This window comes from Actinomadura geliboluensis (assembly GCF_005889745.1).
Classification (GTDB): Bacteria; Actinomycetota; Actinomycetes; order Streptosporangiales; family Streptosporangiaceae; genus Spirillospora; species Spirillospora geliboluensis.
Genome location: NZ_VCKZ01000224.1, coordinates 1 through 15,148, shown reverse-complemented (window position 1 = coordinate 15,148; position 15,148 = coordinate 1). Strand labels below are relative to the sequence as shown.

At 73.6% G+C, this 15,148-nt stretch carries 17 protein-coding genes; 7 read left to right on the top strand and 10 right to left on the bottom strand.

Features of this window, described 5'->3' with window-relative positions; all coding sequences use genetic code 11:
- Window positions 1-297: 297 nt before the first annotated feature.
- Window positions 298-546, bottom strand: a complete 249-nt coding sequence (locus ETD96_RS26755) for a hypothetical protein (protein WP_138639253.1) — start codon at window positions 544-546, stop codon at window positions 298-300.
- A 194-nt stretch (window positions 547-740) separates the two neighbouring features.
- Here ETD96_RS26755 and ETD96_RS26750 point away from each other — a divergent pair, with 194 nt between their 5' ends.
- The 4 genes from ETD96_RS26750 (at window position 741) to ETD96_RS26735 (ending at window position 3,935) form a co-directional block, all read left to right on the top strand.
- Window positions 741-1,397, top strand: coding sequence for a sensor histidine kinase (locus tag ETD96_RS26750; protein ID WP_274704644.1), 657 nt, complete (start codon window positions 741-743; stop codon window positions 1,395-1,397).
- A complete protein-coding gene (locus ETD96_RS26745) occupies window positions 1,384-2,100 on the top strand; it encodes a response regulator (protein WP_138639251.1) in 717 nt (238 codons plus the stop codon). Before ETD96_RS26750 ends, ETD96_RS26745 begins: the two co-directional genes overlap by 14 nt.
- A 158-nt stretch (window positions 2,101-2,258) precedes the next feature.
- Complete coding sequence (locus ETD96_RS26740) at window positions 2,259-3,413, top strand: sporulation protein (protein ID WP_138639250.1); 1,155 nt, start codon at window positions 2,259-2,261, stop codon at window positions 3,411-3,413.
- 66 nt (window positions 3,414-3,479) lie between these two features.
- Window positions 3,480-3,935 (top strand): tellurite resistance TerB family protein, encoded by a 456-nt coding sequence (locus ETD96_RS26735; protein WP_138639249.1) that lies wholly within the window; start codon window positions 3,480-3,482, stop codon window positions 3,933-3,935.
- Window positions 3,936-3,953: 18 nt separating this feature from the next.
- On the opposite strand, the gene ETD96_RS26730 is transcribed toward ETD96_RS26735, so the two are convergent.
- The 6 genes from ETD96_RS26730 to ETD96_RS26705 all read right to left on the bottom strand — a co-directional run bounded on the left by ETD96_RS26730 (window position 3,954) and on the right by ETD96_RS26705 (window position 8,689).
- Window positions 3,954-4,847, bottom strand: coding sequence for a M56 family metallopeptidase (locus ETD96_RS26730; RefSeq protein ID WP_138639248.1), 894 nt, complete (start codon window positions 4,845-4,847; stop codon window positions 3,954-3,956).
- Window positions 4,844-5,206, bottom strand: a complete 363-nt coding sequence (locus tag ETD96_RS26725) for a BlaI/MecI/CopY family transcriptional regulator (RefSeq protein ID WP_138639247.1) — start codon at window positions 5,204-5,206, stop codon at window positions 4,844-4,846. The genes ETD96_RS26730 and ETD96_RS26725 overlap by 4 nt, the downstream gene beginning before the upstream one ends.
- 5 nt (window positions 5,207-5,211) lie before the next feature.
- On the bottom strand, window positions 5,212-6,132 hold the full coding sequence (locus ETD96_RS26720) for a cation diffusion facilitator family transporter (protein ID WP_138639246.1): 921 nt from the start codon (window positions 6,130-6,132) through the stop codon (window positions 5,212-5,214).
- 66 nt (window positions 6,133-6,198) lie between these two features.
- Entirely contained in the window at window positions 6,199-6,771 is a 573-nt protein-coding gene (locus ETD96_RS26715) for a TerD family protein (protein ID WP_138639245.1), read from the bottom strand.
- The gene (locus ETD96_RS26710; protein WP_138639244.1) at window positions 6,711-7,181 is read right to left on the bottom strand and encodes a hypothetical protein; all 471 of its coding nucleotides are present in this window, start codon (window positions 7,179-7,181) and stop codon (window positions 6,711-6,713) included. Before ETD96_RS26710 ends, ETD96_RS26715 begins: the two co-directional genes overlap by 61 nt.
- Window positions 7,178-8,689: an FAD-dependent oxidoreductase gene (locus tag ETD96_RS26705; protein WP_171069248.1), complete on the bottom strand. Its 1,512-nt coding sequence runs from the start codon at window positions 8,687-8,689 to the stop codon at window positions 7,178-7,180. Before ETD96_RS26705 ends, ETD96_RS26710 begins: the two co-directional genes overlap by 4 nt.
- A 202-nt stretch (window positions 8,690-8,891) precedes the next feature.
- On the opposite strand from ETD96_RS26705, the gene ETD96_RS26700 reads away from it, so the two are divergent.
- Window positions 8,892-9,971 (top strand): glycerophosphodiester phosphodiesterase family protein, encoded by a 1,080-nt coding sequence (locus tag ETD96_RS26700; RefSeq protein ID WP_138639242.1) that lies wholly within the window; start codon window positions 8,892-8,894, stop codon window positions 9,969-9,971.
- A gap of 16 nt (window positions 9,972-9,987) precedes the next feature.
- Here the strand turns inward: ETD96_RS26700 and ETD96_RS26695 are convergent, their stop codons facing one another.
- Together ETD96_RS26695 and ETD96_RS26690 are read right to left on the bottom strand one after the other, a co-directional pair.
- Window positions 9,988-11,553 carry a class I adenylate-forming enzyme family protein gene (locus tag ETD96_RS26695; protein ID WP_138639241.1) on the bottom strand — a complete coding sequence of 522 codons (1,566 nt, stop codon included), beginning with the start codon at window positions 11,551-11,553 and terminating at the stop codon, window positions 9,988-9,990.
- Complete coding sequence (locus tag ETD96_RS26690; RefSeq protein WP_138639240.1) at window positions 11,550-12,341, bottom strand: crotonase/enoyl-CoA hydratase family protein; 792 nt, start codon at window positions 12,339-12,341, stop codon at window positions 11,550-11,552. The genes ETD96_RS26695 and ETD96_RS26690 overlap by 4 nt, the downstream gene beginning before the upstream one ends.
- 80 nt (window positions 12,342-12,421) lie before the next feature.
- On the opposite strand from ETD96_RS26690, the gene ETD96_RS26685 reads away from it, so the two are divergent.
- Entirely contained in the window at window positions 12,422-13,216 is a 795-nt protein-coding gene (locus ETD96_RS26685; protein ID WP_138639239.1) for a hypothetical protein, read from the top strand.
- A 162-nt stretch (window positions 13,217-13,378) separates the two neighbouring features.
- Here ETD96_RS26685 and ETD96_RS26680 read toward each other — a convergent pair whose 3' ends face one another.
- A complete protein-coding gene (locus tag ETD96_RS26680) occupies window positions 13,379-14,446 on the bottom strand; it encodes a winged helix DNA-binding domain-containing protein (protein ID WP_138639238.1) in 1,068 nt (355 codons plus the stop codon).
- Window positions 14,447-14,704: 258 nt separating this feature from the next.
- On the opposite strand from ETD96_RS26680, the gene ETD96_RS26675 reads away from it, so the two are divergent.
- A complete protein-coding gene (locus ETD96_RS26675; protein WP_138639237.1) occupies window positions 14,705-15,064 on the top strand; it encodes a hypothetical protein in 360 nt (119 codons plus the stop codon).
- Window positions 15,065-15,148 lie beyond the last annotated feature (84 nt).

The window sequence follows — 15,148 nt, the reverse complement described above, 5'->3', positions numbered from 1 at the left end:
CGGGTTCGGTCTGCGACATGGCGTCCAGTCCAGCCGCCGCGGCCGGGCCGCCGCATCGCCAGAACGAGTGCACCCGGCCGGTGCGGTAGGGCCGGAGAGCCAGCGTCCGGTTCGCTCTTTCGAGTGATGCCGCCGCCCCCGGCCGCTTCCTAGGATCAAGGCGATGACCAGCATGGACACGCCGGTGCTGCGGAAGACCGCGGCCGAGGCGGCGCTCGCGGCGGCCGCGGTCGCCCCGGCGCTGATCGACCAGGCGACCACCGACACCTCGGCGGCGGCGTGGACGGCGCTGGCCGGCTACGGCGCCGTCGCGCTCGGCTGCCTCGCGCTGCGGCGGCACCGGCCGCTCACCGCGTTCGGGGTGCTGCTGGCCGTCCTCGCGGCGGTGCAGGTCGCCGCCGCGACCGCCGAGGTGAAGCCGAGCGGGCTGACCGTCCTGCCGGTGGCGTTCGCGCTGTACGCGGCGGGGGCGTACAGCGCTCCGCGCCGGTCGGGGGCGGCGCTGCTGCTCGGCGCCGCCCTCGTCGCCGGGGGCCTCGCCGCCAACCACCTCACCGCGCCCGAGGGCTGGCGCGGCGGCTCCGACGTGCTCGCCTACGTCGCCGCGCTCCCGGTCGCGTGGGCGCTGGGCGTGGCCGCGCGCGGCCACCGGGGCATGCTGGCCGCCGCGGAGCAGCGCGCCGCCGGACGCCCGCCGCGAGCAGCACCTGCTCGCCGAACGGGCGGCCGCCGCCGAGCGCGTGCGGATCGCCCGCGACATGCACGACGTGGTCGCGCATTCGCTGACGCTCCTGGTCGTGCACGCCGAGACCGTCCGGGCCCGGTCCGGGGAGCTGCCGCCCTGGGCACGCGAGCGCGTCGACGCGATGGCCGCCGCCGGACGCCAGGCCACCAGCGAGATGCGCGAACTCCTCCAGGTGCTCCACGACGGGGGCACCACCGCCGCGCCTGGCATCACTGCCGCGCCTGGCACCACCGCCGCGCCCCGCGCGCCCGCGCCCACCCTCGCCGGGCTGCCCGCGCTCGTGGACGCCGCCCGCACCGCCGGGAATCCGACGAGCCTCACCGTCACCGGCGACATGGAGGAGCTGCCCAGGACCGTCCAGCTCACCGGCTACCGCGTCGTCCAGGAGGGGCTCGCGAACGCCCGCCGCCACGCGCCCGGTGCGGAGGTCACGGTCCGGGTCGACGCCTGCGGGCACGACGTGAGCATCGAGATCGACAGTGGAGCACCCGACGGGGATGTCACGCGGGCGCCCGGCGCGGGCATCGGCCTGCACGGCCTCGAAGAGCGCCTCGCCGCGCTCGGCGGCACGCTCGACGCGGGCGCCACGCCCGGCGGCGGCTTCCGGGTCGCGGCCACGATCCCGGTCGGAGCCCGCGATGCCGTCCGCTGACCGCCGCATCACGGTCGCGATCGCCGATGACGAGCGCGTCGTCCGCGACGGGCTCCGCGCCATCATCGAGACCCAGCGGGACATCGAGGTCGTCGGCACCGCCGGGGACGGCGACGCCGCGCTGCGGCTCGCCACCGGCACCGGCCCCGACGTGCTGCTGCTGGACGTGCGCATGCCCGGCCGCGACGGCCTGTGGGTCCTCGACCGGCTCGCCCGGCGGGGCCTGCTCGGCCGCACCCGCGTGCTGATGCTCACCACCTTCGACCTGGACGAGTACATCGACGAGGCGCTCGCGACCGGCGCCGCCGGGTTCCTGCTCAAGAGCTCCTCCTACGAGGAGCTGCTCGCCGCCGTCCGCGCCGCCGCGTCCGGCGACGCCGCGCTCAGCCCCGGCGTCGCGCGCCGCGTCATCGACGGCTACCTCGCCCACCGCCGCGCGGCCCGCCCCGCCCCCGCCGACCTGGCCCGCGTCGAGGCGCTGACGCCGCGCGAGCGGGACGTCCTGGCCCTCATCGGCGACGGCCTGAGCAACGCGGAGATCGCCGAGCGGCTCGTCCTGTCCGAGCACACCGTGAAGTCGCACGTCAGCCGGCTGCTCACCAAGGCCGGCTGCCGCAGCCGGGGGCAGGCCGCGGCCCTCGCGCACCGCGCCTCCGTCTCCGGATGCGCAACGGAGCCGCGCACGTCGTCACCGGAGCCGTAGGCCATCGCGAGGGCGCGCGATCTAACCGCGCGGCAAGGCTGATAGAGAGTTACGGGAAGTCCTGTCTTCTGGTGAGTTCTCGCCGTCTGCTGCTACAAATGTAGTAGGCAGCCGAGCCGTCGGCCGCTCGGCGATCACAGCAGAAGAGAGAGGGGCCCATGGTCTTCAAGCGGTTGCTCGGCGCCTTCGGGGTGGGGGGACCTTCGGTCGAGACCGTCCTCGGCACGGCGCAGGCCCGCCCCGGGGAGCACCTGTCCGGCGAGGTCCGGATCCAGGGCGGCGACCACGACGCGCACATCACCCGGGTGATCGTGAGCCTGGTCACCCAGGCCGAGTACGAGCACGGCGACCACGAGGGCGCCGGGACCCGCGAGTTCTACCGGGGCGCGGTCGCGGGACCGCTCCACATCGGGGCCGGGCAGTACCAGTCGGTCCCGTTCCAGCTGCCGCTGCCGTGGGAGCTGCCGGTGACCGAGGTCAACGGGCAGCACCTGCACGGCATGGCCATGGGCGTCCGCACCGAGCTGGAGGTCGCCGGGGCGGTCGACGCCGGCGACCTGGACCCGATCTCGGTGACGCCGCTCCCGTCCCAGCAGCGCGTGCTGTACGCGTTCGGGACGCTCGGCTTCACGTTCAAGAGCGCCGACGTGGAGGAGGGGCACATCGCCGGCCTCCACCAGGAGCTGCCGTTCTACCAGGAGATCGAGTTCTACGCCCCGTCCGAGTACGCCGGGCAGATCAACGAGGTGGAGCTGACGTTCGTGGCCGACCCGCACGGGCTGGCGGTGATCCTGGAGGCCGACCGGCGCGGCACCGCGTTCACCGAGGGCGACGACGTCTTCGGCCGCTACCACGTCTCCCACCAGGACGCCCTGCAGATGTCCTGGGAGCACGAGCTGGAGAACTGGCTGCGGGCCGTCGCCGGCCACGGGCACGCCGGCCACGGATACACAGGGAACGGTTACGCCGCCCCTGGTTTCGCCCATGACTCCCACCACCACGGCGAGCAGCACGGCCACGGGCCCGGCTGGGGCGGCGTCGCCGCGGGCGCGGCGGGCGGTCTGGCGGCCGGGCTCGTCGCGGGCGCCGTCGTCGACCAGATGCTCGGCGACGACGAGGACGAGCAGGAGGAGCCGTCGGTCGGCGACGCCTTCGCGCAGATGAGCGAGCAGGCCGTGCAGAACGCCTACCAGCAGGCCGCGTTCGAGCAGGCCGTCGAGGACGCCTACGAGAACGCGTATGAGGACGCCTACGAGGAGGCGTACGAAGAGGCGTACGAGGACGCCTCGGAGGACTTCGAGGGCGAGGACTGACCCGTGGCACTTGCTACTACACTTGTAGCAGCAGGGTGAGACGAACAGCGAGTGGAGGAGGATCCGATGGCCTTCTGGGACAAGCTGCGGGAGTCGACCCAGACCATGCAGACGCAGCTGCTCAGTAAGAAGAACGAACTCAAGAGCGGAGCGTTCCGGGACGCGAGCATGGCGATGTGCGCGCTCGTCGCGGCGGCCGACGGCAGCGTCGACCCGTCCGAGCGGCAGCGCACCGCGTCCCTGATCGCCTCCAACGAGGTGCTGCAGAACTTCCCGGCGGACGACCTGCAGCGCCGCTTCAACGACTACGTGTCCAAGCTGACGGCCGACTTCGACTTCGGGAAGGTCTCCGTCCTCCAGGACATCGGCAAGACCAAGAAGAAGCCCGCCGAGGCGCGCGCCGTCATCCAGATCGGCATCGTCATCGGCGGCGCGGACGGCCACTTCGACGACCGGGAGAAGGCCGTCGTCCGCGAGGCGTGCTTCGCCGTCGGCCTGGACCCCGCCGAGTTCGAGCTCTGAGCCGGCCGGGGCCCGCCGTCACCGGAACGCGAGCAGCGACAGCAGGGCCGGCGCGATCACGTGGTCCAACTGGAGGGTCGCGGCCGTCAGCGAGCCGGTGAAGACCCCGTTGCCGAGGAGCAGCAGCGGGCCGGTGACCGCGTTCTTGGCCGGGGGCGTGCCCATCAGCGCCTCGACGCGCTGCACGACCCCCGAGTCGGCGAACGCGGTGACCGGTCCGGCGGCGGGCGGCTGGGCGAGCGCGACCTTCGCCAGCGTCCGGGCGACCAGGGCGCGGTCGCCCGCCGCCTCGGCGGCGTCCTCGTCCGCCCACCGCTCCACCGCGAGCCGCAGCGCCTCGTCCAGCGCCCGGACGGGCGGCAGCACCGCCGCGGCGAGCGCGCCGGCCGCGAGGTAGCGGTGGTGGCGGTGCCTGAGATGGGACGTCTCATGCTCCAGCACGACGTGCAGTTCCGCGGCGGTCAGGTCGCGCAGGAGGCCGCGGGACAGCAGCACCCCGCCGTGCCGGCCCGGGACCGCGACGGCGATCGGGGTGTCGGTCTCCAGCGGCCCGCCCGTGTCGCGCCGCGCGGCGCGCAGCTCCCGCGACCAGGCCGCGACCGTCCGGCCCGCGACCGCGAACCCGGCGGCGGCCAGCACCGCCGCGGGGATCCCGACCGCGTGCGGGACGGGGCTGTCGTCGCCGAAGAGCGCCCATTCGGGGACGTGCGCGGCGGCGGCCGGGGCCAGCGTCGCCGCGTAGTTGATCGCCACGAAGACGCCGGTGCCGAGCGCCGCCACGGCCGTCATCGCCCCGGTCGTCGCGAGCAGCCGCGCCGACCAGGACGGGTGCAGCCGTAACGGGGCGGCGAGTCCGAGCACGAGGCTCAGCGTGACCATGATGGCCAGCGGCAGGAAGGTGAACCAGTTCACCTGCCGCCGTCCGGACCGTCGAGGACCTCGCGCAGCTTCCGCGCCTCCTCGGCGCTGAGCGAGCGCGCGAACCGGCTCAGCACGGTGCCCGGGTCGCTGGCGTGCCGCAGATGGTCGTGCATGCGCCCGGCCACCAGCTCCGACTCGTCCACCGCGAGCCGGTACCGGTAGTGCCGCCCCGCGCGGGTGCGCGAGACGAGCCGCTTCTCGTGGAGCCGGTGCAGGATCGTGTTCACCGTCGTGTACGCCGGCTCGCCGTCGAGGCGCTCCACCAGCTCGGCGGTGCTGGCCGATCCGCCGAGCCCGGCCAGCGCGGCGAGCACCTCCGCCTCCAGCTGCCCGAGCGGCCTGCGCGTCATCTCCGTCAGCCTCCCTTCCGCAGCACGTCCGGCTCCAGGTAGATGAGCCGGGCGATCGGCACGGCCGCGCGGATGCGGGCCTCCGCGTCGTTGATGGCGTCGGCGACCTCGCGGGCGTCGTCCTGCAGGTCCACGGCGATCTTGGCCGCGACGAGCAGCTCGTCCGGCCCGAGGTGCATGGTGCGCATGTGGATCAGCTGCGGGACGTCGGGGCTCGCCACGATCGCCCGCCGGATCTCCCGGACCTGCTCGGCGGTCGCGGACTCGCCGATGAGCAGGCTCTTCACCTCGGTGCCCAGCACGATCGCGATCGCCGCGAGCAGCAGGCCGATCGCGGCGGTGCCGATGCCGTCCCAGACGCCGTTGCCCGTGGCGAGGGTCAGGCTGACGCCGGCGAGCGCGAAGACCAGGCCCGCCAGCGCGCCGGTGTCCTCCAGCAGGATCACCGGCAGCTCCGGCGACTTCGACCGCCGGACGAACTGCACCCAGCTCGCCCGGCCCCGGCTGCGGTTGGACTCCTTGACCGCCGTGCGCAGCGCCGTCCCCTCCAGGACGATCGCGATCAGCAGCACGACGATCGGCACCCACTGCCACTCCTCGATCGGGTGCGGGTCGGAGATCTTGTGCCACGCCTCGTACAGCGCGAACAGCCCGCCCAGGCTGAACAGCACGATCGCCACCAGGAACGCGTAGATGTAGCGCTCGCGCCCGTACCCGAACGGGTGCTCCTCGGTCGCGCGGCGCTCCGCCCGCTTCCCGCCGATCAGCAGCAGCGCCTGGTTGCTGGAGTCGGCGACCGAGTGGATCCCCTCGGCCAGCATCGAGGACGACCCCGTCAGCGCGAACGCCACGAACTTGGTGACCGCGATCCCCAGGTTCGCGCCCAGCGCGGTGACGACCGCCTTCGTGCTTCCCTCGGCGCTCACGTGCTTTCCTCGGCGCTCACGTGCTCCCCTGTTCCCGTCCGGCCGGCTTCCCTGATGGACGTGCGGTCAAGCGTAGGCAGTGATGGCCGGGAGCATGTCCTGCAGGGTCCGGCCCTGGCCGGGTTCGCCGATGGCGTTCATCTTCCACCCGCCGTCCTGCCGGTACACGCTCGCCATCACCATCGCGGTGTGGCGTCCGCCGCCGCTGAGGGTGTACCGCGCCAGCTCCTCGCCGGTGGTCTCGTCGACGAGCCGGCAGAAGGCGTTCTCGACCTCGTCGAAGGTCTGCCCGGAGAACGAGCTGACCGTGAACACCAGCGACGTCACCGGGGCCGGGACGCGCGACAGGTCCACGATCACCGACTCGTCGTCGCCGTCGCCCGCGCCGGTGAGGTTGTCCCCGGTGTGCCGGACGGACCCGTCGTCGCTCGCCAGCTTGCCGAAGTAGATGACGTCCGCCACACCGCCGTCGGCGAGCAGCACGCACGAGGCGTCCAGGTCGATGTCCTGCTCGCGCTGCTTGCCGAACAGGCCCTTCTTCTTCACCGCGTCCCAGCCCAGGCCCATCCGGACCCTGCTCAGCGTCCCGCCCGGCTTCTCCAGCGAGATCCGCTGCCCCTTGACCATCGACACCGCCACGGCCGATGCCTCCCCTCGTCCCGATGCGCAGCACGCCGGTCCCGGCGCGCGGTCATAAAACTACACGTGTAGCAACACGCCGCGCCCGCGCCTTGACCTTCGAGACCCCAGCCGCCCATATATCGGAACGAGATTCCCGTTAATGGAACGACTGCCACCGGATCGTCGACCTTCAGCAGGTGGATGCGGCCCGTTGACGCTCCAGCGGCGGTCAGCATCATGGCCTCGACATCGCGGCGACCGGCTTCGGCACCCCAGAGCCGGGCCGCGTCCGCCGCCCGGACGACGCCTTCAGCGGCCACCTCGAAGCCCAGCTCGCCGCAGAGCAGGTCCAGGTGGGGACGGAAGTCGGTGACGCCGATCAGCACGGCGGTGATGCCGGTGACGAGCGGCGCGGGGTCGGTGCTCACGTGGCCTCTTCTCTCGTCGCCGGACGGTCGGTGCGTTCCGAGTCACCGGCTTCCCGGGCCTGCGCGGCAAGGCGCGCGCCCAGCAAGCGGCCGAGCGTCAGCGCCGGGCCGACGCTCATGCCGCCGACGTAGTTGTCACCGGCGAACACGTCGTTGCCGAGCACCTCGCCCACCGCGTACAGGCCGCCGATGGTGCCGCCCTCGCGGTCCCGCACGGCCAGGTCACTGCCGACCCGGAGGCCGTCCCGGCTGAGGATCGAGGCGCCGACGGACGTCACCCCGTAGAACGGCGGCGTCCGAATGGGCATCGGGAGCGTCGTCCTGCCGTGCTCGGGGTCGTGCCCGGCGGCGACGGCGGCGTTGTAGCGCCCGACGGTGGCGGTCAGCCCGGCCGCGTCCACGCCGAGCCGCCCGGCGAGTTCCTCCAGGGTGCGCGCCGCGACGATCCACCGGCCGCGCCGCAGCTCGGCGGCCATGCGCTCGCGAGTCCAGTCGCCCGCCCCGTTCCTGAGGAGCGGGTCCGCGACCCGGGCGACGGCGTCGTCCCAGACGATGTGCATCGCGAGCCCGGCCTGCTCGGTCAGGGCGAGCTCGCGCCGTTCGGGGCTCGTCACGTCCTCCGCGACGAACCGCTCGCCGGCGCGGTTCACCCAGATCTCGTGGGGCGTCCGGTAGGCGGGCGCCACCTCGATGAACGCCTCCCGGTAGTCGACCGCGAAGCCGGGGCGGCCGGGGTCGGGGATCAGGCCCATGACCGGCAGGAACGTCCCGTTGCCGCTGACGTCGGCGCCCAGCTCGGCGGCCAGGGCCAGGCCGTCGCCGGTGGCGTGGTCGAGGCAGCCGATCAGCGCGTCCTCGCAGCCTGGCGGCAGGAACCGGTTGCGCAGCTCGCGGTTCGCGTCGTAGCCGCCGGTGGCCAGCACGACGGCGCCGCCGTGCGCGGTGAAGTCGCCCTCGCCGTCGCGGGACGCGGTGACGCCGACCACGCGTCCGCCGCCGACGAGCGCGCCGGTGACCCGGGCGCCGGTGACCAGCCGCACCGCGCCGTCCCGCACCCATCGCCGCAGCTCCCGTTCCAGGACGCGCAGCATCGATCGCCCCTGCTCGACGCCCCAGTAGGTGCGGGGCGCCGCGTAGACCTCGTGGCCGTGCACCAGCGCCGGGGTGTCGGGATGGAAGTCGAAGCCGAGGTCCTCCAGCCAGTCGACCGTGCCGCCCTGCCTGCTCACCGTCTCCCAGGAGAGTTCGGGATCGGCCTTGCCGTGGGACAGGCGCATGACGTCCTGCCAGTGCGCGCGCGGGTCGTCGTCAATGCCGCGCGCGGTCTGCCGTCGGGTGCCCGCGCCGCTGATCTCGCCGTTGGCGATGTGGAGCATGCCGCCGAGGACCGGCCGCTTCTCGATCAGGAGCACGCTCGCGCCGCCCGCGGCGGCCTCGATGGCCGCGCAGAGGCCGGCGCCGCCGCCGCCGACCACGACGACGCCGAACCGCCCCAGCTGCTCCACCACCCTGCCACCCCGTTTCAGTATGCGGAATGCCGTTTCAGAACCTAGGAGGGCGGTCGGGGGCCTGTCAACGCTCGCGCCGCGCACCGGCGCTGGATCGGGTGTTCCGCAGAGCTTCACCGTCCCCTCACACCCGGTTCGGGACGCGGGGCGGGCCCCGGCCCTAGCTTCGCGGGGCAACACACGCTCCGAAACCGAGGTTGTTATGTCGCTACGACATGTGCTGGCCGGCGCCGCCGTCGTGTCCGTGTTCGCCTGGCCCGCGGCCGCGCACGCGTCCCCGCACGCATCGCCGGGCGGCGGGCACGGCGTCCTTCCGCAGAAGACCCACTTCGACCTGCAGGCGCACCGCGGCGGGATCGGCATGACGACCGAGGAGTCGCTGGAGGGCTTCGGCAAGGCGATGCGCCTGGGCGTCACCACGCTCGAACTGGACACCCAGATCACCAAGGACCGGAAGGTCGTCGTCACCCACGACCGGCGGGTCAGCGCCCAGAAGTGCCGCGACACCGCGCCCGCGACGCCCGGCGACCCGATGTACCCCTACGTCGGCAAGTACATCAAGGACCTCACCCTCGCCCAGGTCAAGACCATGGACTGCGGCTACCAGCAACTCCCCGGCTTCCCGGAGCAGGAGCAGGTCAAGGGCTTCCGGATGGTGGAGCTCAAGGACGTCCTGAACCTGGTCAAGAGCTACCGCGCCAAGCAGGTGAAGCTGAACGTCGAGACCAAGGTCGAGGCGGGCGCCCCCGACGAGACGGCGCCGCGCGAGCTGTTCGTCCGCCGGGTGTACGAGGAGATCCACGCGTCCGGCATCGAGCGGCAGGTCACCATCCAGTCGTTCGACTGGGGCGCGCTGAAGGCGATGCACCGGCTCGCGCCGTCCTACCCGCTGGTGGCGCTCACCAACTACGACTTCCTGCAGGTGGGCAAGCCCGGCGCGTCGCCGTGGCTCGGCGGCGTCGACACCGACGACTACGGCGGCGACTTCGTCAGGGCCGCCGCCGCGATCCCCGGCGTGCGGGCGCTGTCGCCCGTCTACGGCTTCCCGCAGAACGGCACGGTCGGGGATCCCGGCTTCCGCTTCTACGTCTCGAAGACGATGGTCGCCGACGCGCACGCCCGCGGCCTGCGGGTCGTCCCGTGGACGTGCGACGACCCCGCCACCGTCGAGGCGCTCATGGACATGGGCGTGGACGGCGTCATCACCGACTACCCGAACCGGGTCCGCCGGATCATGGCCGAGCGCGGCATGCGGCTGCCCAAGGCGTACCAGCCGCGCTGACGCCCGGCCCGCCGGCTCACCGGGCCGCCGGGTCGGGGGCCTGGGCCTCCGGTCCGGCGGCGAAGCGGGCGCGCAGGGTCTTGCGGTCGAGCTTGCCGACGGCGGTCTTCGGGATGGCGTCCGCGAAGATGATCTTGCGCGGCTTCTTGTAGGAGGCGACCCGCTCGGTCACGTGCTCGACCAGCCGGTCACTGAGCCCGTCGTCCGGCTCGGTGCCCTCGGCGAGGACGACGACGGCGGTGACCGCCTCCACCCACCGCTCGTCGGGCGTGCCGACGACAGCGGCCTCCCGCACCGCCGGGTGCTCCAGCAGGACGTCCTCGACCTCGCGCGGGTAGACGTTGTAGCCGCCGCTGATGATCATGTCGGACGTCCGGTCCTTGAGGAACAGGAAGCCGTCGCCGTCGAGGACGCCGACGTCGCGGGTGTGCACCCAGCCGTCGCGGAAGGTCTGCGCGGTCAGCTCCGGGGCGTCGAAGTACCCGGCGGTGGCGGACGGCCCGCGCACCACGATCTCGCCCGGCTCGCCCGGCGCGGCCTCGCGGCCGTCCTCGTCCAGCAGCCGCAGCTCGATGTCGACGGCGATCTGCCCGCAGGCGGCGAGCCGGTCGCCGGTGTGGTCCTCGGGGCGCAGCACCGCGATGCACAGCGGGATCTCGGTCTGCCCGTAGTACTGCCAGAACCGCTCCCGGCCCCACGCGCGCATGGCGCGCTCGATGACGGGGCGCGGCATCGGCGAGGCGCCGTAGATGACGCGGCGCAGCGTGGAGACGTCCGCCGCCGCGAACGCCGGGTGCTCGACCAGCATCTGGATCATGGTCGGCACCAGGTTGACCGCCGTGGCCCCGTAGCGGCCGATCGCGTCCAGGAACGGCTCCGGCGCGAAGCCCGGCAGGATGACGGTGCGGCCGCCTCGCAGCCACAGCGGCAGCACGAACACCCCGCTGGCGTGGATGAGGCTCGCCGCGTGCAGCATGACGTCGTCGGCCGTGGCCGGGAACAGGTTGAGCAGCACGTTCCGGCAGATCCCCGCGAAGGACGCCTGGGTGTGCTGCGCCGCCTTCAGCGTGCCGGTCGTCCCGGACGTGAACAGCGTGAGGATGACGTCCTCGGCGGCCACCTCGACGTCGGGCAGGGTCGCGGGGGCGCTCTCGGCCCGCTCCATGAGCGGCGCCTCGCCGTCCAGCGCGGTCTCCAGGCCGAGGAAGCGCACGTCCGGCAGGGCGGCGGCCAGGTCGCGGGCGCGGTCGGTCAGGTCGGCGCCGAACACGACCAGCTCGCAGCGGGTCTCGGTGAGCATCGTGACGTGCTCGGCCACCGACAGCCGCGCGTTGAGCGGGACGCGGTTGATCCCGGCCTTCACGCAGGCGAAGTCGAGCGGCACGCTGAGCAGGCCGTTGTTCACCAGCAGGCCGACGCGCCGGCGGTGCCCGGCGCCCTCCCGCGCCAGCGCGTGCGCGAGCCGGTTGCTCAGCTCGTCGACCTGGCCGAACGTCAGCTCCCGGTCGCCGAACACGACGGCGGTCCGGTCGGTGTGCTGCCGCGCGCCGCGGACGATCAGTTCACGGGTGGTGGGGCTCACGGGGTGGTCTCCTCTCCGGCGAAGCGCCCGTGCCGGCCGGCGCCGGCGACGAAGCGGGCGGCGCCGCTCACGCCCTCGCGCGCCACGACGGGGACGCCGGCGGCGCCCTCGCCGCGCAGCGCCTCGGCGAGGGGCAGGTCGAGGCCGGCGTAGGTCGAGGCGCGGTCGGCCAGCACGCATTCGAACGGGAACGCCGCGATCTGGTCGGCGAGTTCACGGGCCGCGTCGACCGCCTCCCCGGGTTCGACGACCCGGTTGGCGAGGCCGATCGCGAGGGCCTCGTCCGCCTCGACGGGGCGGCCGGTCATGATCAGGTCGAGCGCGCGGCCGAGGCCGACGACGCGGGGCAGCCGGACGGTGCCGCCGTCGATGAGCGGCACGCCCCAGCGGCGGCAGAAGACGCCGAACACGGCGTCGCGCTCGACGATCCGCAGGTCGGCGAGGAGCGCGAGCTCCATCCCGCCCGCCACGGCGTACCCGCTGACGGCAGCGATGAGCGGCTTGCTCAGCGCCATCCGGGTCGGCCCCATCGGGCCGCTGCCGCCGCCGTCGGGGTCGAGATCATGGTGGCGGTCGGGGTCGCTCACCGCGGTCAGGTCGGCGCCGGCGCAGAACGTCCCGCCGCTGCCGGCGAGCACCGCGACGCGCTGGCCCGGGTCGGCCTCGAACGCCGCGAACGCCTCCCGCAGCTCGGCGGCCATGGGCCCGTCGACGGCGTTGCGCCGGTCGGGACGGTCCATCCAGATCGTGGTGGTGGTGCCCGCCACCTCGACACGCACGTCCGCCATCGCCACCTCCCGGTCCTACAGTGAAACGACCGCCCCACTTATAACGCATCTTGGCAAGAACAGTCTAGAAGGTGTTGCAAATGCTCGAGCCGACCGCCCGCAAGCTCGTCCTGGACCTGGTGACGGCCAGCCCGCGCACCCGGTTCTCGATCGCGGCGCTGTGCCGGGCCGGGGAGATCGTCGGGCTGAGCGCGCCGAGCGTCCGGATGGCGGCGAAGCGGCTGAACGAGGAGGGCGTGCTGGAGCGCACCGGCCGCGGCGTCTACCTCCCGCGCCCCGAGCGGCTGCGCACCTACCCGCACGTCGAGCACTGGACGGCCCGCGACGGCACCCGCGTCCCGTGGACGGGACGCTGGGCCGCGGTCGAGAACTCCGCAACCGCCCGCAGCGACCGCGCCGCCCTGCGCCACCACGACCGCGCCCTGCAGCTCCTCGGCTTCCACGCCTGGCGCGGCGCGCTGCACGTCCGTCCCGACAACCTCCGCGGCGGCGTGGCGGGGTTGCGCGAGACGCTCGCCGGCACCGGCATGGCCCCCGGCGCCGTCGTCTTCGCGGTCGACGAACTCGCCCCCGACACCGACCGGGAGCTGCGCGGCCTCTGGGACACCGAGGCCCTCACCGGCGCCCTCACCCGCACCGCCGACGAGCTGACCCGCAGCCGCGACCGCCTGACCACCCTCAGCCCCGAGGAGTTCGCCCGCGAGTCCCTGCTGCTCGGCAGCCGCGCGATCGCGACGATCCTGCACGACCCGCTGCTCCCCGAGGAACTGTGCGACCCGGCCCCCCACCGGCGGCTGGTCGCGCTGACCAAGACCTACCAGGACACCGCCCAGAAAGTCTGGGCCCGCCTCCTCGACCTCGACGACCGGGGATGACGGCCGGCCGGCGGCGCGCGCCGCCGGCCGTCCGACCGCCGGTTCAGACCGCCGAGGGGTGCAGGACCTGGTGCTCGAGGGGCGGCTGGTACCCGCTGAGCGTGCGAGCGAACTGCAGAGCCTCGGCCCATTCCTCCTGAGCGCCCAGGATCCACGCCTTGTTCACGATCGCCGCCAGAGGAAGGACGCGAGGCGGGCCGCCTCCTCGTCGACGGCGTTCTGGTCGCTCTTGGCGAGGGGGCGCAGCGGAGAGACGGTGACGGTGTCCGCCTTCACGGTCCAGGTCGCGGCGACGCGGCCGTCCACCAGGACGACGCGCTCGCCGGCTACCGAGAGGCCCCGGTGGGCGTCGTCGATGATGCGGCGCCGGTCCTGGTAGCCGAGGATCGCGTTGTCGAAGGCCGGCAGGAAGCGCACCGGAGCGGGGGTGTCCGGGTCGGGGCGCGGGGCGTCGGGGAGGTCGAGCAGCTTGCGGCCCCGCTCGTCGCGGAAGACGACCAGCTCGTCCCGCAGCGCGGCGACGGCGGCGGGCAGCCCGGCGAGACCGCACCAGGCCCGCAGGTCGGACGACGTCGCGGGGCCGAACGCGGCGAGGTAGCGCCGCACCAGCGCCTGCCCGACCGGGTCGGAGTCGTCCGACGACAGCGGGTCGATCTCCCGTCCGAGCCAGGACGAGAGCAGCGCGTTGCGGACACCGCCCTTGGCGCGCCACAGCCCGCGCGGCGGCGTCTGCACCATCGGCAGGAGGGCCGAGACCAGCATCTCGCCCAGCGCGCGCCGTCCCGGCGCGGGCCAGCGGTCGGCGACCGCCTCGACCAACTCCGCCATGGTGCGTGGCTGCCCATCGTCCATCACCGCCCGGCCGGCCGCCGCAAGCTCCTCCAGGTCCACCCCGTCGAGCTCCTGGCGGTAGACGCCGAGGACACGCTGGCGCAGCATGGCGTCGTGGCGCGCCCGCCAGGCCAGGGCGTCGTCCGCGGCGACGAGGTGGATGGTGCGGCGCATGAGCGGCAGGCGCACCACGCGGCGGCCGGTCAGCAGGCCGGACAGCTCCGCCGGGTCGAACTCGCGCAACCGCGACCAGAGCCCGACGAACGGTTCCTGCGGCTCCTGCGCCTGCAGCCCGCCGAGCCGGGCGACGGCGTCGAGCACCGGCACGTCCGCGCGGTCGAGCAGCAGCTGCCGGGCGAGCGCGGCCCGGTTGAGCGCCCGATCGTCCAGAACCGTCACTGCCGCATCCCCTCTCCGCCTACCGGACGTTTTCCACTCTGGCAGCGATAGCGGCCACTTCCTGACCGCTTCACCGTGGCCGTGTGCGGACAGGTTCCCGGTGCTCTTCTCGAATTGTGCTGGGCGCGTTCCCTGCGAATCTGGGAGCATCACGACGTTCGAAGGACGAAATCACCGAATCGCTCACCATTGCCGGACGATCTCGTCGCCGGTGATCGGCAGGCCGGGTCTCGCCCTCCCCCTGATGCAAGGAGAACCATGTCCACTTCCGTCAAGCTCCAGGTGAACGGCACGCCGGACCAGGTCCGCGCCGTCGTGGAGCAGGCCCTGCAGGCCGAGGGCTTCCGCTTCACCTGGGAGGACCCGGCGCAGGCGATCATCGAGAAGGGCAGCCGCACGAAGGCGCTGCTCCTCGGCGCGTTCGCCACGCACTACAAGTACCGCGTGATGCTCGTCCAGCAGCAGGACGGCACCGTGGTCGTCGACCTCGGCCCCGCGACGACCGGCCTGTCCGGCGGCGCCATCGGCGTCGCCAAGGTGCGCAGGAAGCTCGACGAGGTCGGCCAAGTCCTGTCCGCCGCGTTCCAGCAGGGCGGCACCTTCATCCGGGCGATATGACCCGCGTCCGCGCCGGGACCGGCCCGATCGCGGGCGTCCCGGCGCGGCAGGCCGCCTGCTGCCCGACCCGGCGCACGCGTGGCT

Excerpts from the sequence above, each read along its gene's own strand:
- ETD96_RS26685 (WP_138639239.1), top strand. The coding sequence starts at position 12,422 with ATGCTCGAGCCGACCGCCCGCAAGCTCGTCCTGGACCTGGTGACGGCC.
- ETD96_RS26690 (WP_138639240.1), bottom strand. The coding sequence starts at position 12,341 with ATGGCGGACGTGCGTGTCGAGGTGGCGGGCACCACCACCACGATCTGG.
- ETD96_RS26735 (WP_138639249.1), top strand. The coding sequence starts at position 3,480 with ATGGCCTTCTGGGACAAGCTGCGGGAGTCGACCCAGACCATGCAGACG.
- ETD96_RS26740 (WP_138639250.1), top strand. The coding sequence starts at position 2,259 with ATGGTCTTCAAGCGGTTGCTCGGCGCCTTCGGGGTGGGGGGACCTTCG.
- ETD96_RS26725 (WP_138639247.1), bottom strand. The coding sequence starts at position 5,206 with ATGACGCGCAGGCCGCTCGGGCAGCTGGAGGCGGAGGTGCTCGCCGCG.
- ETD96_RS26745 (WP_138639251.1), top strand. The coding sequence starts at position 1,384 with ATGCCGTCCGCTGACCGCCGCATCACGGTCGCGATCGCCGATGACGAG.
- ETD96_RS26700 (WP_138639242.1), top strand. The coding sequence starts at position 8,892 with ATGTCGCTACGACATGTGCTGGCCGGCGCCGCCGTCGTGTCCGTGTTC.
- ETD96_RS26675 (WP_138639237.1), top strand. The coding sequence starts at position 14,705 with ATGTCCACTTCCGTCAAGCTCCAGGTGAACGGCACGCCGGACCAGGTC.